Source organism: Bradyrhizobium sp. SZCCHNRI1029, assembly GCF_032487555.1.
Taxonomy (GTDB): Bacteria; Pseudomonadota; Alphaproteobacteria; order Rhizobiales; family Xanthobacteraceae; genus Bradyrhizobium.
Genome location: NZ_JAUEUK010000002.1, coordinates 102453 through 123423 on the forward strand (window position 1 = coordinate 102453; position 20971 = coordinate 123423).

At 66.7% G+C, this 20971-nt stretch carries 17 protein-coding genes; 11 read left to right on the forward strand and 6 right to left on the reverse strand.

Annotated elements, in window-relative coordinates; genetic code table 11:
• The first annotated feature begins 9 nt into the window (after nt 1–9).
• Genes cyoB through QW861_RS06145 form a run of 6 tightly spaced genes read left to right on the forward strand, consistent with a single transcriptional unit; the run spans nt 10 to nt 5756 of the window.
• Nucleotides 10–2019: a cytochrome o ubiquinol oxidase subunit I gene (gene cyoB, locus QW861_RS06120; protein WP_316192823.1), complete on the forward strand. Its 2010-nt coding sequence runs from the start codon at nt 10–12 to the stop codon at nt 2017–2019.
• Nucleotides 2016–2645 (forward strand): cytochrome o ubiquinol oxidase subunit III, encoded by a 630-nt coding sequence (gene cyoC / locus QW861_RS06125; protein WP_316169827.1) that lies wholly within the window; start codon nt 2016–2018, stop codon nt 2643–2645. Before cyoB ends, cyoC begins: the two co-directional genes overlap by 4 nt.
• The gene (gene cyoD / locus QW861_RS06130) at nt 2642–3001 is read left to right on the forward strand and encodes a cytochrome o ubiquinol oxidase subunit IV (RefSeq protein WP_315752397.1); all 360 of its coding nucleotides are present in this window, start codon (nt 2642–2644) and stop codon (nt 2999–3001) included. The genes cyoC and cyoD overlap by 4 nt, the downstream gene beginning before the upstream one ends.
• Nucleotides 3001–3834, forward strand: coding sequence for an SURF1 family protein (locus tag QW861_RS06135; protein ID WP_316192824.1), 834 nt, complete (start codon nt 3001–3003; stop codon nt 3832–3834). The genes cyoD and QW861_RS06135 overlap by 1 nt, the downstream gene beginning before the upstream one ends.
• Nucleotides 3835–3880: 46 nt before the next feature.
• Nucleotides 3881–5233: an ATP-binding protein gene (locus QW861_RS06140; RefSeq protein WP_315752399.1), complete on the forward strand. Its 1353-nt coding sequence runs from the start codon at nt 3881–3883 to the stop codon at nt 5231–5233.
• Nucleotides 5223–5756: a response regulator transcription factor gene (locus tag QW861_RS06145; protein WP_315713466.1), complete on the forward strand. Its 534-nt coding sequence runs from the start codon at nt 5223–5225 to the stop codon at nt 5754–5756. The genes QW861_RS06140 and QW861_RS06145 overlap by 11 nt, the downstream gene beginning before the upstream one ends.
• 46 nt (nt 5757–5802) lie before the next feature.
• Here the strand turns inward: QW861_RS06145 and QW861_RS06150 are convergent, their stop codons facing one another.
• Genes QW861_RS06150 through QW861_RS06160 form a run of 3 tightly spaced genes read right to left on the reverse strand, consistent with a single transcriptional unit; the run spans nt 5803 to nt 10564 of the window.
• Nucleotides 5803–7764: a MacB family efflux pump subunit gene (locus QW861_RS06150; RefSeq protein WP_316192825.1), complete on the reverse strand. Its 1962-nt coding sequence runs from the start codon at nt 7762–7764 to the stop codon at nt 5803–5805.
• Nucleotides 7764–9047 carry an efflux RND transporter periplasmic adaptor subunit gene (locus QW861_RS06155; RefSeq protein WP_315713464.1) on the reverse strand — a complete coding sequence of 428 codons (1284 nt, stop codon included), beginning with the start codon at nt 9045–9047 and terminating at the stop codon, nt 7764–7766. Before QW861_RS06155 ends, QW861_RS06150 begins: the two co-directional genes overlap by 1 nt.
• 41 nt (nt 9048–9088) lie before the next feature.
• A complete protein-coding gene (locus QW861_RS06160; RefSeq protein ID WP_316192826.1) occupies nt 9089–10564 on the reverse strand; it encodes an efflux transporter outer membrane subunit in 1476 nt (491 codons plus the stop codon).
• Nucleotides 10565–10794: 230 nt separating this feature from the next.
• Here QW861_RS06160 and QW861_RS06165 point away from each other — a divergent pair, with 230 nt between their 5' ends.
• Nucleotides 10795–11565: a response regulator gene (locus QW861_RS06165; protein WP_316192827.1), complete on the forward strand. Its 771-nt coding sequence runs from the start codon at nt 10795–10797 to the stop codon at nt 11563–11565.
• Nucleotides 11552–12919, forward strand: a complete 1368-nt coding sequence (locus tag QW861_RS06170) for an ATP-binding protein (protein ID WP_316192828.1) — start codon at nt 11552–11554, stop codon at nt 12917–12919. Before QW861_RS06165 ends, QW861_RS06170 begins: the two co-directional genes overlap by 14 nt.
• 78 nt (nt 12920–12997) lie before the next feature.
• On the opposite strand, the gene QW861_RS06175 is transcribed toward QW861_RS06170, so the two are convergent.
• Nucleotides 12998–13768, reverse strand: a complete 771-nt coding sequence (locus QW861_RS06175) for a DUF2147 domain-containing protein (protein WP_316192829.1) — start codon at nt 13766–13768, stop codon at nt 12998–13000.
• Nucleotides 13769–14231: 463 nt separating this feature from the next.
• Here QW861_RS06175 and QW861_RS06180 point away from each other — a divergent pair, with 463 nt between their 5' ends.
• The gene (locus tag QW861_RS06180; protein ID WP_316192830.1) at nt 14232–15416 is read left to right on the forward strand and encodes an extensin family protein; all 1185 of its coding nucleotides are present in this window, start codon (nt 14232–14234) and stop codon (nt 15414–15416) included.
• Between the two features lie 278 nt (nt 15417–15694).
• The gene (locus QW861_RS06185) at nt 15695–15961 is read left to right on the forward strand and encodes a hypothetical protein (RefSeq protein WP_315713457.1); all 267 of its coding nucleotides are present in this window, start codon (nt 15695–15697) and stop codon (nt 15959–15961) included.
• A 101-nt stretch (nt 15962–16062) separates the two neighbouring features.
• On the opposite strand, the gene QW861_RS06190 is transcribed toward QW861_RS06185, so the two are convergent.
• Nucleotides 16063–16677, reverse strand: coding sequence for a class I SAM-dependent methyltransferase (locus tag QW861_RS06190; RefSeq protein WP_316174269.1), 615 nt, complete (start codon nt 16675–16677; stop codon nt 16063–16065).
• Between the two features lie 333 nt (nt 16678–17010).
• On the reverse strand, nt 17011–19383 hold the full coding sequence (locus QW861_RS06195) for a TonB-dependent receptor (protein ID WP_410052251.1): 2373 nt from the start codon (nt 19381–19383) through the stop codon (nt 17011–17013).
• A gap of 174 nt (nt 19384–19557) precedes the next feature.
• Here QW861_RS06195 and nikR point away from each other — a divergent pair, with 174 nt between their 5' ends.
• Nucleotides 19558–20049, forward strand: a complete 492-nt coding sequence (nikR, locus tag QW861_RS06200; RefSeq protein ID WP_316192831.1) for a nickel-responsive transcriptional regulator NikR — start codon at nt 19558–19560, stop codon at nt 20047–20049.
• Nucleotides 20050–20971: the final 922 nt, after the last annotated feature.

The following is a 20971-nucleotide window of genomic DNA, read 5'->3' on the forward strand; positions in this document are numbered from 1 at the left end:
GGTCACATCATGTTCGACACTGCCAATCTCACCAGGTTCATCTTCGGCCGGTTGACGCTGGAGTCGCTGCCGTTGCACGAGCCGATCATCGTCGGCACCTTCGCGATGGTCGCGCTCGGCGGCCTCACGCTGTTCGGCGCCATCACCTATTTCCGGCTGTGGGGCTATCTCTGGAAGGAGTGGCTCACGACCGTCGACCACAAGCGCATCGGAATCATGTACATGGTGCTCGGCATCGTCATGCTGCTGCGCGGCTTCGCCGATGCGCTGATGATGCGGCTGCAGCAGGCGATCGCCTTCAACGGCTCCGAAGGTTATCTCAACTCGCACCATTATGATCAGGTGTTCACGGCGCACGGCGTGATCATGATCTTCTTCGTGGCGATGCCGCTGGTCACCGGCCTGATGAACTATGTCGTGCCGCTGCAGATCGGCGCACGCGACGTGTCGTTCCCGTTCCTCAACAATTTCAGCTTCTGGATGACCACGTCGGGCGCCGTTCTGGTGATGTGCTCGCTGTTCGTCGGCGAGTTCGCGCGCACCGGCTGGCTGGCCTATCCGCCGTTGTCGAACCTTTCCTACAGTCCGGATGTCGGCGTCGACTATTACATCTGGGCGCTGCAGGTCGCCGGCGTTGGCACGCTGTTGTCCGGCGTCAACCTGATCTGCACGATCGTGAAAATGCGTGCGCCCGGCATGACCATGATGAAGATGCCAGTCTTCACCTGGACCTCGCTGTGCACCAACGTGCTGATCGTCGCCTCCTTCCCGGTGCTGACGGCGGTGCTGGCGCTGCTATCGCTCGATCGCTACGTCGGAACCAACTTCTTCACCAATGATTTCGGCGGCGATCCGATGATGTATGTCAACCTCATCTGGATCTGGGGCCATCCGGAGGTCTACATCCTCATCCTGCCGGCCTTCGGCATCTTCTCCGAGGTGACCTCGACCTTCTCGGGCAAGCGGCTGTTCGGCTACACCTCGATGGTCTACGCCACCGTCGTCATCACCATCCTGTCCTACCTGGTCTGGCTGCATCACTTCTTCACGATGGGCTCCGGCGCCAGCGTGAACTCGTTCTTCGGCATCACCACGATGATCATCTCGATCCCGACCGGCGCGAAGATGTTCAACTGGTTGTTCACGATGTATCGCGGCCGCATCCGCTTCGAGCTGCCGATGATGTGGACGGTCGCCTTCATGCTGACCTTCGTGATCGGCGGCATGACCGGCGTGCTGCTCGCCGTGCCGCCGGCCGACTTCGTCTTGCACAACAGCCTGTTCCTGGTCGCGCATTTCCACAACGTGATCATCGGCGGCGTGCTGTTCGGCCTGTTCGCCGGCATCGCCTACTGGTTCCCCAAGGCGTTCGGCTTCAGGCTCGATCCGTTCTGGGGCAAGATGTCGTTCTGGTTCTGGACGGTGGGCTTCTACTTCGCCTTCATGCCGCTCTACGTGCTCGGCCTGATGGGCGTGACCCGTCGGCTGCGCACATTCGACGATCCGAGCCTGCAGATATGGTTCATCATCGCCGGCATCGGCGCGTTCCTGATCCTGCTGGGCATCGCGAGCTTCCTGATCCAGATCGCGGTCAGCATCCTCCGCCGCGAGCAGCTCGCCGACGTCTCCGGCGATCCCTGGAATGCGCGCACCCTGGAATGGGCGACGTCGTCGCCGCCGCCGGCCTACAACTTCGCCTTCACGCCCGTCGTCCACGACAACGACGCCTGGTGGGACATGAAGCGCCGCGGTTACGCGCGTCCGCTCGCCGGCTTCAAGGCGATCCACATGCCGAGCAACACCGGTACCGGCGTGATTCTGGCGGGCCTCAGCACCACCATGGCATTCGGACTGATCTGGTACATGTGGTGGATGGCGGCAGGCAGCTTCGTCGCGCTGCTCGCGGTCGCGATCGGCCACACCTTCAACTATCACCGCAGCTTCCACATTCCGGCCGATGAGGTCATAAGCGTCGAGCGCGCGCGCACCAAGCTGCTCGTGGCAGGAGCCAAGTCATGACCGTTGCGATGGGCACGATGAAGGCCGGGGAGCCGGTCTTCTATGTCGTCGACGAGCACGAGCATCCCGAAGGCAGCAGCACGATGCTCGGCTTCTGGATCTATCTGATGAGCGACTGTCTCATCTTTGCGATCCTGTTTGCCGTCTATGGCGTGCTCGGCGCCAAGTACGCCGCCGGGCCGGCGCCGAAGGATCTGTTCGACCTGTCGCTGGTCGCGGTCAACACCTCGTTCCTGCTGCTGTCGTCGCTCACCTATGGCTTCGCGATGCTGTCGATGCAGCGGAACCGCGTTGGCGCGATGCAGGCCTGGCTCGTGGTGACCGGGCTGTTCGGCCTCGCCTTCCTCGGCATCGAGCTGACCGAGTTCGCGCACATGATCCACGAGGGCGCGACGCCGCAGCGCAGCGCCTTCCTGTCGTCGTTCTTCACGCTGGTAGGAACCCACGGCCTGCATGTGACGTTCGGTCTGGTCTGGCTGGTCACCCTGATGGTGCAGGTCAGGACCCACGGCCTGATCGAGGCCAACCGCCGCCGGCTGGTCTGCCTCAGCATGTTCTGGCACTTCCTCGACGTGATCTGGATTGGTGTCTTCACCTTCGTCTATCTGATGGGGATGCTTCGATGAGCTCTGATGCACATGCGCACGGTTCGGCGGACGACCATGCCGGCACGCGCTCGGGCCAACTGATCGGCTTCGGCGCCTCCGTCGTCCTGACGGCGATTCCGTTTCTGCTGGTCATGAACGGGTCGCTCGACAAGCAGGCCACGGCGCTGATCATCATGGCATTCGCGGCCGTGCAGGTCGTCGTCCACATGATCTTCTTCCTGCACATGAACACCAAGGCCGAGGGCGGCTGGACCATGATGGCGCTGATCTTCACCATCATCATGGTGGTGATCGCGCTCAGCGGCTCGCTCTGGGTCATGCATCACCTGACCACCAACATGATGCCGGTGCACGAGATGGGCCAGACGCCGTGATGTCAGCTCCTGCCGACGGGGCAGGGGAACGCGACGAGGCCAGCCGCGGGCGATCCGGCGCGCAGCGGCTCGCGATCGGTGCGGCGTGGGTTGCCTGCGTCGCGATGCTGCTGGCGCTGGGCGTCTGGCAGATCGAGCGGCGGGCCTGGAAGCTCGACCTGATCGATCGCGTCGAGCGCCGCGTTCATGCCGCGCCCGTGCCGGCGCCGAGCCCGGCGGATTGGCCGGCCATCGATCGCAGTCGCGACGAGTACAAGCTGATAACGTTGAGCGGCCGCTTCCTCAACGACCGCGAGACGCTGGTCCAGGCGCTGACGGTCGAGGGCTCCGGCTATTGGGTGGTGACGCCGCTGCAGACCGCCGGCGGCGCCGTGCTCGTCAATCGTGGCTTCGTGCCCGCGGATCGCCGCGCGCCCGCAAGCCGCAGCGCCGGGAACCCGAATGGCACGGTCAGCGTGACCGGACTGCTGCGGATCTCCGAGCCTGGCGGCGGCTTCCTGCGCCACAACGATCCCGCGGAGAATCGCTGGTATTCACGTGACGTCGCGGCGATCGCGGCGGCGCGCGGTCTGTCCGACGTCGCACCATTCTTCGTCGACGCCGATGCGACCCCGAATCCTGGCGGACTTCCAATCGGCGGACTCACCGTGATCTCGTTTCCGAACAACCATCTGGTTTACGCGCTGACCTGGTTTACATTGGCCCTCATGCTGGCCGGCGCCGGGCTGCAGCGGCTCCGCCGCGCGCAGCGTGAGCCCGGCGCGCCGGCAGCGCAGGATGTGGAATGGGATCAGCAGCGGCAGGACATGGGTGGATGCGGGACGGCGTCTTGAGCGATCGACGCTTGCCGTTCTGCCGGCGGAGATCGGACGGGCCCTCATGAGCAGCGAGGCCCCCAATCTGCCGTTCGGAGTCGTGGCCGCGATCGCCACACCCGAGATCAACGCGCCGCTGCCGACCAAGGACGCGACCAACCGCAAGAACATGGTGCTGCTGATCCAGCTGCGCTGGATCGCCGTGGTCGGCCAGATCGTCACCATCGGCTTCGTGACCACCTGGTTCGGCATTGCGCTGCCGGTGCTGCCGATGGCGGCGATCATCTGCGCGCTGGTGGCGCTCAACATCGCCAGCCATATCTGGCTGCGCAGGCGCGACGACGTCGGCAATCGCCATTTGCTGATCGCGCTGATGCTCGACGTGGTGGCGTTGACATCGGAGCTCTATCTCACCGGCGGCGCGTCGAACCCGTTCACGTGCCTCTATCTGCTGCAGGTGACGCTGGGGGCCGTGCTGCTCGACGCGCGCTCGTCCTGGTCGCTGGTTGCGCTGACGGTGCTCAGCTTCATCTGGCTCACCATCGAGTACCGCCCGCTGCAACTGCCGCAGCATCATGTCAGCGATGCCTTCACCCTGCACATCACCGGCATGTTCGTCGGCTTCATGCTCGACGCCGTGCTGCTCGTCGTCTTCGTCACCCGCATCAACCGGAACCTGCGCGAGCGCGACGCCAAACTCGCCGATCTGCGCCAGCACGCCGTCGAGCAGGATCACATCATCCGCATGGGCCTGCTCGCCTCAGGCGCCGCGCATGAGCTCGGCACGCCGCTGGCGTCGATCTCGGTCATCCTGAACGATTGGCGGCGCATGACCGTGATCTCTGCCGATCCGACGCTCGCGGAGGATTTCACCGAAATGGAAGCGGCGGTGCAGCGCTGCAAGTCGATCGTGACTGACATCCTGGTCTCGGCCGGTCAGGCGCGCGGCGAAGGCTCGGCGCCGACGACGTTGAAGGCGTTCCTGACGACGTTGGTCGCCGAATGGAGCGCGGCGCGCTCGGCGCGCAATCTGATGTTCCGCAACGAGTTCGGCTCGGATCCGGCGATCGTCTCCGACGTCGCCCTGAAGCAGGCGATCGTCAACGTGCTCGACAACGCGTTCGAAGTCTCGCGCGAGTGGGTGGAGTTCGTGGTCGAACGAGATGGTGATCAGCTGCTGCTCAGCGTCAGCGATCGCGGGCCGGGTTTTGATCCGGCGATGCTGGGGCAACTCGGACGTCCCTATCAGTCGAGCAAGGGCCGCCCGGGCCGCGGCCTGGGCCTTTTCCTGGTGGTCAACGTGATCCGCAAGCTGGGCGGCAGCGTTTCCGCCTGGAACCACCGGGGACGTGGAGCGACCGTCCGGCTGTCACTGCCGTTGTCGACGCTTGTCATTGGAGAGCGCGATGGCGAATGACCTGTCCCTCCTGATCGTCGAGGACGATGACGGTTTTGCACGCACCCTGAAGCGCTCGTTCGAACGGCGCGGCTACGAGGCCGTCGTCGCCGGCTCGCTCGAGGACGTCGACGAGATCCTCAAGGAGAAGACGTTCGGTTATGCCGTCGTCGATCTCAAGCTCGGCGGGGCTTCCGGCCTCGTCTGCGTCGAGAAGCTGCATGCGCACGATCCGGAGATGCTGATCGTGGTGCTGACCGGCTTTGCCAGCATCGCCACTGCTGTCGAGGCGATCAAGCTCGGCGCCTGCCACTATCTGGCCAAGCCGTCGAACACCGACGACATCGAGGAGGCGTTCCGCAAGGCGCAGGGCAATGCGCAAGTGGCCCTGGCGGAGCGCTCCACCTCGATCAAGACCCTGGAATGGGAGCGCATCCACCAGACCCTGATCGAGACCGACTTCAACATCTCCGAAGCTGCGAGGAGGCTCGGCATGCATCGCCGGACGCTCGCGCGCAAGCTGGAGAAGCGCCCGGTGAAGTAGATCGATCCGGTTGTTGTCCGGAGGAGTGGAGCTCATTCTTTCCGACCTACTCCCTTGCCAGAGCCGTTGCCGGATCGAGCCGCGAGGCGCTGCGGGCGGGCATGTAGCCGAAGCCGATGCCGATCGCCATCGACGTGACGGCGGCGCCGACCATGGCGAGCGGCGAATAGATCAGCTGGAAGCCGACGTCGAGCGCGTTGAAGACCGTGCCGAAGCCGACCGCGAGCGCAAGGCCCAGCGCACCGCCCAGCAGGCAGACCAGCACCGCCTCGATCAGGAACTGCATCAGGATGTCGCTGCGGCGGGCGCCGACCGCCATGCGCACCCCGATCTCGCCGACGCGCTCGGACACCGACACCAGCATGATGTTCATGACGCCGATGCCGCCGACCAAGAGCGAGATCACGGCGATGGCCGCCACCAGCAGGGTCAGCACCTGCGTCGTGCTCTCGACGGTCTTGCGGATGTCGTCGGTATTGAGCACGAAGAAGTCCTTGGCGTTGTGCCGCGCCGTCAGCAGCGCCGTTGCGGCGCGCTCGGCCGCCGCCATCGGCGTCGCCTCGTCGACGCGGACGCTGATGCTGCGCAGCACCTGGTTGCCGAGGAAGCGCGCCTGCACGGTCGTGTAGGGCAGGTACACGATCGGCGTGGAGCTGGAGCCGAAGCCGGCCTGCTGCTGCTTGGTGATGCCGACGACGCGGCAGGGCACCTTGCCGATCAGGACCACGCTGCCGAGCGGACTGACGTCGGGATCGGGAAACAGCGCCTTGCGCGCATTGTCGTCGATCACGGCGTCCTGGGCGTAGGAGCGCACGGTATCGGCATCGAGATAGCTGCCTTCGGCAAGCTCGGTGTTCTTGACCCGGAAATACTGCTCGCCGACGCCGGAGATCTGGGCGCTGACCTCGATCGCGCCGAACCGCAGCGTGCTGGTGGTCGAGACCGTCGGCGAGATCGCATCGACATAAGGCTGCTGCGCCATGACCTTGGCATCGGCGAGCACCAGCGTCCTGATCTTGCTGGAGCGCGTATCGCCGAAATCCTTGCCGGGAAAGAATTCCAGCGTGTTGGTGCCGAGCCGGTTGATGTCCTTCAGCACCTTGGCCTGCGAGCCCTTGCCGAGCGCCAGCACCAGCACGACCGAGGCGACGCCGATGATGATGCCGAGCATGGTGAGGAATGCGCGCATCCGGTGCGCATTCATGGCGAGCAGCGCCATCCGCGCGGCCTCGCGGAAACGGTAGAGCTGGCTGCGCCACCACGACGCCGCCTGCGCTGCGTGGTCTTCGGTCGCTGCGGCTGGCGCGGGTTCCGAAGTCCGCGGATTGAGCCGGTCTGAAATGACGCGGCCGTCCTCGATCTCGATGATGCGCCGGGCGCGCTGCGCGACGCTCGGATCGTGCGTGACGATGATGACGGTGCGCCCGGAGGCGCTGATCTCGTCGAGGATGCGCAGCACCTCCTCGCCGCTGGCGCGGTCGAGCGCGCCGGTCGGCTCGTCGGCCAGGATCACGTCGGGATCGTTGACCAGCGCGCGGGCGATCGAGACCCGCTGCTGCTGGCCGCCCGAGAGCTGACCCGGCTTGTGGTCGGTACGGCTGCCCATGCCGAGCCGCTGCAGCAGCGCCTCGGCCTTGCGGTGGCGTGCCGCCGGGCCGAGCCCGGCATAGACCGCAGGCACCTCGGCATTGTCGGCGGCGCTGAGCTCGCCCAGCAGATGGTAGCGCTGGAAGATGAAGCCGAAATGCTCGCGCCGCAACGCCGCCAGTTCGTCCGGATCGAGAGAGCCCATCTCGCGGCCGGCGATCCGGTAGCTGCCGGATGTCGGGCGGTCGAGGCAGCCCAGAATGTTCATCAGCGTCGACTTGCCGGAGCCCGACTGGCCGATGATCGCCACCATCTCCCCGCGCGCGATCTGGAGGTCGACGCCACGCAAAGCATGGACCGTGCCTTCGCCGGACGCGTAGCGCCTCCCGACATTCTGCAGGTCGATCAGGACCTCCGTCATCACGCGCCTCCGGGCGGGGGCATCACGGTTCGCTTCGTGCCCTCCTCGGGCGCCGAGATCACGACCCGCTCGCCCTCGCGCAGGCCGGACTGCACCTCGGCCCGGATCTTGTTGTTGAGGCCGACGCGAATGGTGCGCTTCTCCAGCGTTCCTGCGCCGGTCAGCACGCGCACCGTGTAGCTGCCATCGGGATTGGCGTTGCCAAGCGCGGACGACGGAATGGTCGGGACCTTGCGGGCCTCGCCGAGCAGGATGTGAACCTCGGCCGTCATGTAGGTCATCAGCCGCCCGTCCGGATTGGCGATGTCGAACACGCCGTTGTAGTAGATCGCGGAGGACGTGGTGGACGAGGACGAGCTGCTGCTCGACGTGGTCGTCGTGCTCGACGAGAAGCTCGAATCGCTCTTGATCGATTCGGGCGCCGGCTCGATCGATCCGAGCGTGCCCTCGTAGCGATGATCGGGCTCGCCCAGCACGGTGAAATAGACGTTCTGTCCGGGCCTGACCTTGACGACATCGGCCTCGGAAATCTCCACCCGCACGGTCATCGTCTCGACCTGGCCGAGCACGACGATGGTCGGCGCCGACTGCACCGCATTCACGGTCTGGCCCTGCTGGGTGACGATCGACAGCACGGTGCCGTCGATCGGGGCCGTGATCTTGGTGTAGCCGAGGTTGACGCGCGCGGTCTCGATCGCGACCTCGGCCTCGACGATTTGCGCGTCGAGTTGCGCGATTTGGGCCTGGGTCTGTTTGACGGTCGCCTCGGCACTGTCGTAGTCGGCGCGCGACGAGGCCTTCTGCGCCAGCGTGACCTGCTGCCGCGCCAGGTTCGCCTCGGCCAGCGCCAGGGTGGCGACCTTCTCGTCACGCTGCGCCCGTACGCTCCGCAGGCTCGCCTCGTTGGTGCGCAGCGTGTTCTGTTGCGTCAGCGAGTCGATCTCGGCGATCAGATCGCCGGCCCTGACCTTCTGTCCCAGCTTGACGTTGAGCGCGACCAGCCGTCCCGACGCCTGGGCGCCGACCGCCACCAGCTTGACCGGCTTCAGCGTGCCGGTGGCGAGCACGGTCTGCTCGATGTCGCCGGTCGTGACGGGCGCGGTGACGAGATTGGCGTTGGGATTGCTGGTCAGCCTCATGACCAGCACGATCGCGGCGGCCAGAACGACGAGCGCTCCGGCGATCAGCAGCGGCCAGCGGCGTGGCCGCTTCGGCTTCGGCGCCGGCGCGAGGCCGCCATCGACCGCGACCGGTCGGGGCATGTGGGATAAGGGTGCGTTCATCGGATCACTTCGGAGGCACTTTTTGAAGTTCAGATCGTAGATTATTTGGGCGCGACGGCCTGTGCGAGATGCGGGCCGGTGCCGCTGTCGACGACCTCGGGCAGCGAGCTGTCGATCGCTGCGGTCCAACCGCCGCCCAGCGCCTTGGCCAGCGCCACGTAGTTCTTCGCGAGCGTAGCGCGGCTCGCGAGCAGGCTGTCCTCGGCGGTGAATTGCGAGCGCTCGGCATCGAGCACGTCGAGGAACGTGCTGGAGCCGGTCTGGTAGAGCGAGCGCGACAGCCGCGCGGCCTCGCCATAGCGCCGCGCCGACTCGCTCAGGCTGCGGATGCGAATGCGCTCCTGGCCGAGGCTCACGATGGCGTTCTCGACGTCTTCGAGCGCGCTCAGCACCGCGCTGCGCCAGGCGACGTGGTATTCGTCACGCTGCGCTTCCGCGACCTCGACGGCGGCCTGCAGCTTGCCGCCGTTGAAGATCGGCACCGAGACGCTCGGGCCGATCGACCAGCCGATCGTCGAGCTCTTGCCGAGATCGCCGAGCTTCAGCGCCGTGGTCGAGACCGTGCCGGTCAGGCTGACATCCGGGTACAGCGCGGCGGTGGCTTGGCCGATCTTCGCGGTGAACTGCGCGACCTGCCGTTCGGCCTTGCGCACGTCGGGCCGCATGACCAGCACGTCGGCCGGGATGCCCTTCGGCAGCGGCAGGCGCGGCGATGGGATCGGTGTCGCGCGCGACAGGCGGAGATTCAGGGCCGTCGGGTCGCGGCCGAGCAGGACGCCGAGCCGGTGCACGGCCTGCTGATAGCTGCTCTCATAGGTCGGGATGGTTGCTTCGGTGCTGGCGGCCAGCGCGCTCGCCTTGGCGGTGTCGACGGCCGAGGCCGAACCGGCATTCTGCTTGCGCTCGGTCAGCGCCGCGGTCTCGCGCTGCGAGGCGGCAGTGCGCCGCGCCAGTGCCGCGCGCGCCTGGTAGGCGCGGGCATCGATGTAGTTGGAGGCGATGTCGCCGACCAGCGTCAGCAAGGTCGCGCGCAGATCGTCCTCGGCGGCATCGACGCCGTAGGTCGCGGCCTCGACCGCACGGCGGTTGGCGCCGAACAGATCCAGCTCCCAGCTCGAATCGAAGCCGGCCTGGTACTGGCTGTAGGTGGTCGGAGCGATCGCGATGCCGCTCGTCGAGCTGCTGGCGCTGCGGGTCTCCGTCGCGGTGCCGGTGCCGCTCACCGTGGGAAACAGCGCGCCGACGGCCTGGCGCTGCGTCGCCCGCGCCTCGCGGATGCGCGCCTTGGCGGCGGCGACGTCGAGATTGCCGGCAACCGCCTCGCTGATCAGTTGATCGAGCAGGTCATCGTTGAGGTTGCGCCACCAATGCGCGAGCTTCAGAATCTGCGCCGGCCGATTGCGGTCGCTGCTCCAGCGCTTCGGCACGCCGAACTCTGGCGTCACGTAATCGGGGCCGACGGCGCAGCCGGCGAGCAGCGGCGTGGCGAGGCAGAGTGCGAGCAAAACGGGCTTCACGGCGGCTGATACTATCGCGGTTCGAAAGGAGGCCGCGCCGGCTGGTCGGCCACGCCGCAGGACTTCCCCGTTGGTGTTTGTTTGATGCGCAGAGCCTAGGCAGGTTAACGATTGCGCAGGGTTAAGTCGCGTGAAGAAATGTTTCCGCCTTAACAATACAGCTTACTTTCGCCACGATCGCGCGCCGCTTCGGGCTGTTCTTTTCGACCAAAATCGACCATGTTCCGCGCATGATGTCGTCACACAATACCGTCGTGGCCGCAGACGCAAACATGCCGGCAGCCGCGCGCATTCTCTGCGTCGAAGATGACCGGGAGATTGCGGCGCTGCTCACCGAGCTGTTGCAGGAGCACGGCTTCGCGCCGCGCTTCGTGTCCTCCGCAGCCGCGATGAACGACCTCCTGCAGCGCGAGCAGGTCGACCTCATCATGCTCGACGTGATGCTGCCGGACGACGACGGCATGAGCATCTGCCGCCGCCTGCGCCAGATCTCGACCGTGCCGATCATCATGGTGACCGCAAAAGGCGAGGACATCGACCGCATCCTCGGCCTCGAGCTCGGCGCCGACGACTATGTCGTCAAGCCGTTCAATCCGCGCGAGCTGGTGGCGCGTATCCGAGCGCTGCTGCGCCGATCGCAATTGCATCCCGCCGTGATCGCGGCGCGGCAGGCGCCGATGACGTTCGACGGCTGGCGCATCGAGCCGGCGACGCGTACGCTGTTCGATCCCGACCGCGTCAAGATCACGCTGACCAGCGCCGAGTTCGACATCCTGCTGGCGTTCTGCCGCAATGCCGGCCGCGTGCTGTCGCGCGAGCAACTGATCGAGCTTGCGCACGGCGGGCAGGCCGGGCCGGTCGAGCGCAGCATCGACGTTCACATCAGCCGCATCCGCCAGAAGATCGAGCCCGGCGCCAGGAGCTGGACCCTGATCAAGACGGTGCGCCTCGGCGGCTACGTCTTCACGCCAAGAGTCGAGACCACCGATGACGCCAGATAGCAAGCCGTGCCCGCGCCTCGGCCTCACCACGCAGATCGTGACCTTGGCGTCGCTGTCGGTGCTGTTCGGCATGGTCGTGATGATCGCGGCGGTGCTGCTGTTCTTCGATCCGCCCGACGAGCAGGAATCGCCGGCCTATGGTGTCGCCCGCGTCAGCGAGGCGGTGCATTTCGTCCGCGCCGCCAACGATCCCGTCGCCGTCGAGAGCAGCCTGTCCAGCCTGCGCAGCTCCGGCATCCAGGTCGAGCTGGTGCCTCTGACGGCGCTCACCTCGCTGCCAAAGCCCGAGCGCAGCGTGCCGCTGACATCGAAACTCGCGCGCCGCCAGCTCGGCGTGCTGCGCGACGTCACCTTGCTGCACGGCGTCGGCTATGGCGCGGCGCCGCCGACCCAGATCATCGTCCAGGTCGATGGCGAGCGCGCGCTGGTGTTTGACGACGTACCGCGGCTGGAATTCTGGTCGATCGTGCTCAAGCCGACCGCCGTATTCCTGTTTCTCATCCTGATCCTCGGCGTGCTGCTGTCGATCTACGCGGCGCGCGCGATCATCAGGCCGCTGTCGGACATGGCGCGCGCGGCGGCCGCGTTCGGCCGCTCGCCGGGGGCGCAGGAGCCGCTCGGCCGGCGCGGGCCGAAGGAGATCGTGCAGGTCGCCGACGCACTGAACGAGATGCAGGCGCGCATCCGCGCGCTGCTCGATGACCGCACGCGCATGCTGGCGGCCATCAGCCACGATCTGCGCACGCCGCTGACGCGGCTCAGGCTGCGCTCGGAGCGCATCGGGCAGGGGGAGATGCGCAGCGCGATGCTGCGCGACATCGACCAGGTCAGCCGCATGCTCGACGAGACGCTCGACTACCTGCGCGACGACACCAAGGCCGAGCAGCCGGCGCGGATCGAGCTGGCGAGCCTGCTCGAGACGATCTGCTGCGACTTCGCCGATGTCGGCCACGCCGTCAGCTTCGATGGACCGTCGCGGCTGGTCTGCGAGGGCCGGGCGCGGGCGCTGTCGCGCGCCGTCACCAACGTGGTCGAGAACGCGGTCAAGCATGGCAGCGAGGTCGTGGTGAGCCTGTCGACCCTGGCCGACGGCATGATCGCGATCGAGGTCGCCGACGACGGTCCGGGCATTCCTCAGGCGCTGCAGGCGCGCGCGCTGGAGCCGTTCGTCAAGCTCGACCAGGCGCGCTCGGCCGGCGGCTTCGGCCTCGGCCTGTCGATCGCGCAGGAGATCATGAAGAAGCATGACGGCGGCATCGCGCTGATGCCCAACGCCCCGCGCGGCCTGCGGGTACGGCTGTCGCTGCCGCTGCGCCTCGCGATGCCCGCGGCGATCCCCGCCAAGGTGGCGTAGCAGACGCCACGAGGAGGAAACCCCGCCGGTGCTGATCCCGGCGGGGCCTTTGCGTTCGCCGATGTCGAGGGACGGCAATCAGCTCACGCGCTTCCAGGTCTGTCCGCCGCAGAACAGGCCGCCGAAGGCGCAGCCCTGGACCCGCAGCGTGTTCGGATTCTTGAGCACCACGGTGGAGTCGTAGTTGCCGCCGCCGTCCGGATCGTGGATGCGGCCGACCCATTTGCTGTCCTTCGGCTTCATGTTGATCAGGATCTTCTCCCGCGTCTTCTCGGCAAAGCCGCAGATGTTGGCGCCGCACGGCTCGATCACGACATTGCCCTTGCCGCCCTCGGTGGCCCACAGCCCGAGCGGCGAGTTCGGATCGGCTGCCGGCGCCGGCTGAACTGCGGCAGGCGCCGCGGCAACCGTGACCGGCGCGGGTGCCGGGGCTGGCTGTGGAGCAGGCGCGGTCGCCGCGACTGGCGCCGGCGGCACCGGCATCTGCACGGTCGTGGATGGCGCAGCGGCAGCGGGCGATGCAGGGGCTGGCGCGGCCGCGGCTGGCGCGGTGGCGGCGGGCGCCGGCGCGTTGACGACCGGCGGAGCCGCCACGGGCGCCGCGACAGCGGGGGCCGGAGCGCCGGCCGCAGGCGCGCTGCCCGCCGGCGCATCGTCATCGTCGAGCTTGGATGATTTCAGCCCGCTGAGGTCGATGCCGGACACCTGCAGGCAGGACAGCGACTGGCAGTTGCGCGGCACGGTGACGCGGATCTTGTGTCCGTCGAAATTGAACGCGATCGAGCTGCCGGCCTGCGCGGCGCTGCTCGCGATCAGAACGGCTGCTGCGGCCAGATACACGGTCTTCATGAATGAGCTCCCTCGGACGGCGTCGTGAACCTGGAGGGAACTCTTAGACGCGGGTGACGGCGCGATCTGTGACAAGGGTCACAGCCGAAAGGCCAATGCGGCTGGGGCCGCACGCGGCCCACCGCGGCCCGTCAATCGATCGAGGTCGGATCGCAGCGATCAGATCATCCCGACGATGATCGCGCCGACGAATGCAAACACGACATACGTGACCACCATGCTCAGCCGATCGGCAAGGCTCATGGGACCGCTCCCGTTTCGCATCTCGCGCACCTGGCGTGCGCTCGCGCTTGACGCCTGCTCCGCAAAGCGCGCGCCACACATATCCGATCGGCATCGGCAAAAAAGACAGCGCGGTTGTCGCTTCCCCGTAAATGGACTGCCTTTCACGTCACGATGGTTTGCGCGCCGTAAATGGACGGCATTGACAGGTCCTTAAGCAAATTGCCGCAAACCTCTGCATATGACGCGCGGAGTTCGTTTGTATCTCGTCGGCTCCATCGTCCTTGTCTCGCTTGCGGGTTGCGGCCGTGGATTCTTCCAGGAGCGCGAGCCGTGGCGGGCCGAGGCCGAGATCGCCTGCCTGAAATCTGGCGCGGTGAAGGAGAGCGCGGATATCGTCCGCATCAATCCGATCTCCGGCCCCGGCATGTGCGGCGCCGACTATCCGCTGAAGGTGGCAGCGCTCGGCGAAGCGACCACGAGCTATGGCTTCGCCGATGAAAGCCTGCGTCCGCCGGCCGCGATCGGCGGCCAGCCGCGCTGGCCGATCAACCAGCCGCCGCAACGCTACGCCCCGCCCGCGACCTATCAGCCACAGGCGGCGCCGCAGCCCGCCTATCCGTCGTCGAGCGCGGCCTATCCGGGTCCGGCATCGCCGTCCTATGGCGCCCCTCCCGGCGCGCCACTGCAGCTCGAGCCGCCGGTCGGCGAGGACGACGTCAATCAGCCGGCCGACGCGGCCTATTCGCCCTCTGGCGGTCAGCCGGGCGCTCGCACCGCCTATCCGCAGCAGGAACCGCCGCCGCGGCTCGGACCGTCGCGCGATCCGGTCGGCACCGTCGGCCCGGTCGCGGTGAAGCCGACCGCGACGCTCGCCTGTCCGATCGTCTCGGCACTCGACCGCTGGATCGCGGAGTCGGTGCAGCCGGCAGCCCAGCGCTGGTTCGGCACCAAGGTCGTCGAGATCAAGCAGATCTCGGCCTATTCCTGCCGCGGCATGAACGGCAATCCGAGCGCGCACATTTCCGAGCATGCCTTCGGCAACGCGCTCGACATCGCCGCCTTCACGCTCGCCGACGGCCGCCGCATCAGCGTCAAGGACGGCTGGATCGGCCTGCCGGAGGAGCAGGGCTTTCTGCGCGACATCCAGGGCGGGGCGTGCCAGCAGTTCACCACCGTGCTGGCGCCCGGCTCCAACGTCTATCACTACGACCACATCCATGTGGACCTGATGCGCCGCGCCAGCCGCCGCATGATCTGCCAGCCAGCCGCGCAATCCGGCGAGGCGGTGGCGGCACGTGCGCAGCAGCGGCGCTATGGCTACGGCCAGCGCGAGCCCGACGTGACCAGCTCGATCCCGTCGCGCAAGCAGCCGCGCAGCATCGGCCAGCTGATCAACGAGGAAGACGAATTCCGGGACTATTGAGAGGGCGAATAGGGAACAGCGAGTAGCGAATCGAGATCGGGACGATCACCTGCTCGCCATTCGCCATTCCTGTGCGCGGCTGTGGATTTCTTTCGCCGTCAGCCGCGCCTGACCGCGCTCTGTCCCGCCCCGAAACGGAAACCCCGACGTCACGCGCTGCGGATTAGGAGTCCGTTGACCAGTTTTGCCGTCCGCCTTTGGCCGACACTAGACCTGCCACAGTCGCCAGGAACAAGGCGCGCGGGGTTCTGGTTGCTGCCGGATTGGGAGAGGCGGAGATGGCATCGTATCGCATCAAGGCGATTGGGGCGGGCTTCGAGGTCGGCACCGCCGAGCAGGCCGTGCTGGTCTGCCGCTCGCTGAAGACGGCACGCCGCGCCGTCGCCGATGCACAGCGTCTGGAGCGGATGCCGCCGAAGCCGATTCCCTGGCGCACGCCGCCGGAGAGCGAGACGTCGGCTGGTGGAGCGGAGGATGCCGCGCGCAGCGAGGATGCCGACACCGAGGTTCTCGTCGTGTCGGATGGCCCGCCTCTGTGCTGCTGACTAGATCATGATGCGATTCCACGGAATCGCATCATGATCTCATCTCCTTGTTTGAGCATGATCTTTTCGGAAAACCGGTTTCCACTTTTCCGGATCATGCTCTAACCGGCGCGGAAGCGGCAGAACTGGAACTGCTGCGTCGAGTCCCATGGCGTGCGATGCACCTCGGTGCAACTGTCCTCCAGCGTGAAAGCAGGACCCAGCGCAGCGGCCAGTCCGTGGGCGTCGTAGCGGACGACCGGCAGTCCGCTGCACTTCTCCGGACCATCGGACGCGAACGTGCCGATGATGACGGCCCCGCCGGGCACCACGGCCGCGCGCAGGCGGTCGACGTAGGCGGCGCGGTCCTCAGGCGCGGTGAGGAAATGGAAGGCGGCCCGGTCGTGCCAGACCTCGTAGCGCGCGTCCGGCGTCCAGGTGGTGACGTCGGAGGCGATCCACGTCACCCCGGCCGCCGCCGCGCCAAGCCTGCGGCGCGCCGTCGCCAGTGCCGCGTCGGAGATGTCGAGCACGGCGAGCGCGCCGTAGCCGGCCGCGAGCAGCGCATCGACCAGCCGCGATGCGCCGCCACCGATGTCGATGATCCGCGATGTCGGTGTCGCACCGGCCTCGCGGATCATCCGCAGCGACGTCGCCGGGTCGTCCTGGTACCAGCTCACCTCGGTCTCGGCCTTGGTGGTGTAGACGGTCTGCCAATGGGTGGTGCGGTCGGACATGGTTTCGGTCCCGAGGAGAGGCACACATTATAGCACGTGACGGCTCGAACTCTTGCCCAGCCGGCGGTGAGTCCCCTCCCCCTTGCGGGGAGGGGTCGGGGGTGGGGGTCCCCACGCGCTGAACGTTCCATGGGGCACACTTCACGCGTGAACGATTTCACGCGTTCGACTGCGGTCGTTCGACGCGCGCGATGATTCTCCAGTGTTCTTGATAGATCGACTCTCCATCACGAACAGCGGGACTCGTGGTCCCCCACCCCCAACCCCTCCCCGCAAGGGGGAGGGGAGTTCACCGTCCGCGAGGAGAGGGCGTGAGACCTAGCAAGCTCCGCCTCAAAACGTCCCCGCCACCGTCACCCTGAACGTCAGCGGCTCGATCGGATGCAGCACGCGGTCCATCACGCCGGTCTGGCAGACCTGGGCCGGCGGCACCGGCGGGGGCGGCAACGGGGAGGCCGGTGAGCCGTAGCACGCCTGGTAGAGCTGGTCGGTCGGCAGCAGCGAGCCGTAGCCGTAGGAGATCTGGCTGGCCTTGCTGTTGAGCAGGTTCAGCACGTCGAGCTGGATGCGCCAGCCATTGGCGTCGCGGAAGCCGATGCGGCCGTTGAACACGCTGGTCGGGGTGGAGCGGAAGTAGTTGTCCTCGGTCAGCGGCGTGGAGCCGAGATAGCGCCAGCGCAGACCGCCGAACCAGCCGGTCTTCTCGCCGAGCGTGATGCCGGCCGACGCGATCATCGCCGGCGCGTTGGGGATGTAGTTGCCGGGCGCATTGCCGAGCTGGGCCTGGGGGTAGCCTGCGAGCGAGGCGTAGACCGCCGCTTGGTCGGTGTTGTCGCCGACGAAGCGCGCATGCGTCATCGCCAGATCGGCATCGATGTCGATCCACGACGCCGGGCGATAGTGGTTGGTCAGCTCGAAGCCGTAGCGCCGGCTCGGCCGGCTGGCCTCGGTGTTGCCGGCATCGCCGGAGAACAGGATCTCGGAATCCTGGTTGAGCATGAACACGCTCAGCGACGAGTCGAGTCCGGGGACGATGCGCGTGCGCACGCCGACCTCGGCGCCCTTGGTGCGCACCAGAAGGGGCGAGGAGTCGATCCTGGTGCCCGGCGCAGCCGGATCGTCCGTAGTGGTCGCGCCGCGGGCATCGTTGCTGTGCATGCCATAGCCGGCGCCGACGAAGAACTCGGTCTTGTCGAACGGCCCGATCACCATCCTGAATTTCGGACTGCCGAGGCTGGCCGCGGCATCGCCGGTGTTGTTGCCGTTGGTCAGCGAATAGACGTGGGTCTGATAATAGTCGCCGCGATAGCCGACCGTGGTGCGCAGCCAGTCGGTCCAGCGCACGGTGTTCTCGACATAGAGCCCGACGCTGCCTTCGCCGACCTTGTCGGCGCGAACGACGCCGGTGCTCAAGGGATCGATGTCGGAGAGCAGCACCCGCTGACGCGTATTGGTCAGCGCCAGCGCGATGTCGTCGTAGCGCGTCTGGACGCCGAACGTCGTCTCCATGGGGCGGCCGGCGAAGCTGCCGTTCAAGGTGCGTGACGCATTGGCGCCGAGCATCAGCCGGTCGTCGTGCTGGTGAAACTGGTCGCCATAGGTCGGGTTGTTCAGCGCGTAGGTGAAGTTGTTGTAGAGATCGAGCTGGCTTTTCACCAAATAGGCGTTGGCCTTCCACGAGCCGGCCTCGTCGGTGCCGGCGATGCGGCCGGACAGCGCGAAGCGGTTGGTCTTGCCGCCGTCCGTCGGATCGTATGCGTCGTAGCGGCCGAGATCGCCCGAGGTGATGGCGCGTTCCGGCACCTGGTCGGTCGAGGTCCAGCGGTTCGCATAGGCCATGCCGGTGATCGAGAAGCCGTCGGTCGCCGTGCCCTGCGAATAGCGCATCAGGCCGTTCAGCTTCTTGGCGTCGTCGGGCGTGGTCCAGGGTCCGTCATAGCGGCCGGCCTCGCCGGCGATCAGCAGATGGCCATCGCCGACATGCACCGAATCCATGCTGAAGAAACGGCGATAGCCGAAGCTGCCCGCCGTCACCTGCGCGATCGCCTTAGGCACGCTGTCGACCAGGCCGATATGGACGCTGCCGACCGAGGCGAAGTCGCCCTCGTCGGCGAAGTAGGGCCCCTTGCGCACGTCGACACGGCCGATCGTCTCCGGCATCAGCCAGTTGAGATCGGCATAGCCCTGGCCGTGGGCATGGGTGCGCATGTTGACCGGCACGTCATCGACATGGAGTGCGAGGTCGGTGCCGTGGTCGAGATTGTAGCCGCGCAGAAAATACTGGTTGGCTTTGCCTTCGCCGGAGTGCTGCGTGACGATCAGGCCGGGCACCGCTTCCAGCACCTCGCCGGGGCGGGTCGCCGGGCGGGCGTTGATCTCCTCGCCGGATATCACGACCTCGCTCGCCATGCCCTGCGGCCGCGCGGGGCCGGAGCCGACATTGGGCGCGCCGGACGGTGCAGCCGCCGCCGCGGTGGCCGGCGTTACATTCGTCGCCGCACGGGCGGCGCCCGGCTTCGGCCGCTGCGCCTCGCGCCGGACCTGCGGTTTCGGCTTGGCCGCGCGTCGGGGGGCATCGACGTCGACCGTCGGCAGTTCGGCCGGGGCCCGTTCCGGATGGGCGTTTGCCTGCTGCGCCAATGCCGCCATCAGCACGCCAACACTTGCCCCACGCCACCGCATCGTCACGCCCCTCGGTCTCGTCATCGGGCGTGCGTCATCATCTGCCGCGAGCCGTCGTTGGCCCGCGACACGCGCACTTGGTTCGCCCTGATGTCGAGTGTTAAAGAACGCTAAGGTGACACCAGTATGATGTCAACGTGAAAACATCATACTCATCGGGTGGATAGGCGCTTGTCGCGCAGCTCAGGGAGACGGGACATGCAGCGCCTGACGATCACGATCGACGACGATCTTCTGGCCGAGGTCGACGCCTTCATGGCCCGGCGTGGCTACGACAACCGCTCGGAGGCGTTTCGCGATCTGCTGCGCAGCGGCCTCGAAACGGCCGATGCCGGCGCCGCCGACAGCCGCCACTGCATCGCGACTCTCAGCTACGTCTACGACCATGCCGCGCGCGAATTGCCGAAGCGCCTGACCCAGGAGGCGCACGACCATTCCGGCCTCGCCCAGGCGACCCTGCACGTCCACATCGACCAGGAGAGCTGCCTCGAGGTCACCGTGCTCAAGGGCGAGCGTCGCGAGGTCAAGGCGTTCGCCGACCACGTCATCGCCGAGCGCGGCGTCCGCCACGGCCACGTCGCGATGATGCCGGTCGATCCGGCGCATGACCACGGGCACGCGCATAGTCATAGCCACGCCCATAGTCATAGCCATTCGCATTCCCACACGACCAAGAGCGGTAAGAAGTAGAGCAGAAAGAGATTTGGCACACTGCCGGCCAAATCCTCCAATGTCATGCCCGCCCCCCGGGTCTCGCCTTTGGCGAGCCCGAGGGCAGGCTCCGGCGGGCATCCAGTACGCCATGACGTCGCGTGTCATCACAGCCGCCGCGGAATACTGGATCGCTCGGTCGGGCCGGGCGACGACAGTTGAGGTTTTGGCGCGGAGCCTGCCCACTCTCTGTCAATGCGAGGCGCTCTTGCGCCGAAGCAATCCAGACTCTTCCCGCGCCTCTGACTGCTTCGCTTGTGTTGGCGACAGGGTAGGGTGGGCAAAGGCGCGCCCCCGATGCCGCTGATCATACGTGATGCATCGCGCGCGGTGCCCACCATCCCGCTTTCTCGTGCGCGGGGCGATGGTGGGCACGCGACCGACCTGCAGGCGGCTACTTTGCCCACCCTACAACTGATGTTTCCGATACCCATCAGATGGCCCGCACGGCTGCGCGTGACATCGTCGGGGCTGCGTCGAGCAACTGCTCCGAGCGCTCCCAGAGCCGGCGGGCCAGCGCCCGGTCATGCGCCTGCGGATGCCGTCGGCGAAACACCTAGCGCCTGGTCCGACCGGGACAATGGCAGATAGCGTCAATCCTAGATTCACCATTGGCCACGTGCGGATGCGGCGCGGACGATTTTGCCGGGGCCCAGAGATCATAAAGGCGCTACGGTTGTGACCATGAGCAGCGGCATCCCGACAGGCAAGACTTACCTTGGATTCTGTCTACTATGGACCGGTGTGATCTGCGTCGGTGGGCCGCTCTGCTTTGCGACTCTAGCGGCTGGTCACGTGATTTCTGGCGTCACTGCAATTCTGCTCGCTGGTTATGCGTTTTTCCGACACAGCAGATCGATTGGCCGACGCGCCAAGCGAGCAATTCGTCGACCCTCGTCGG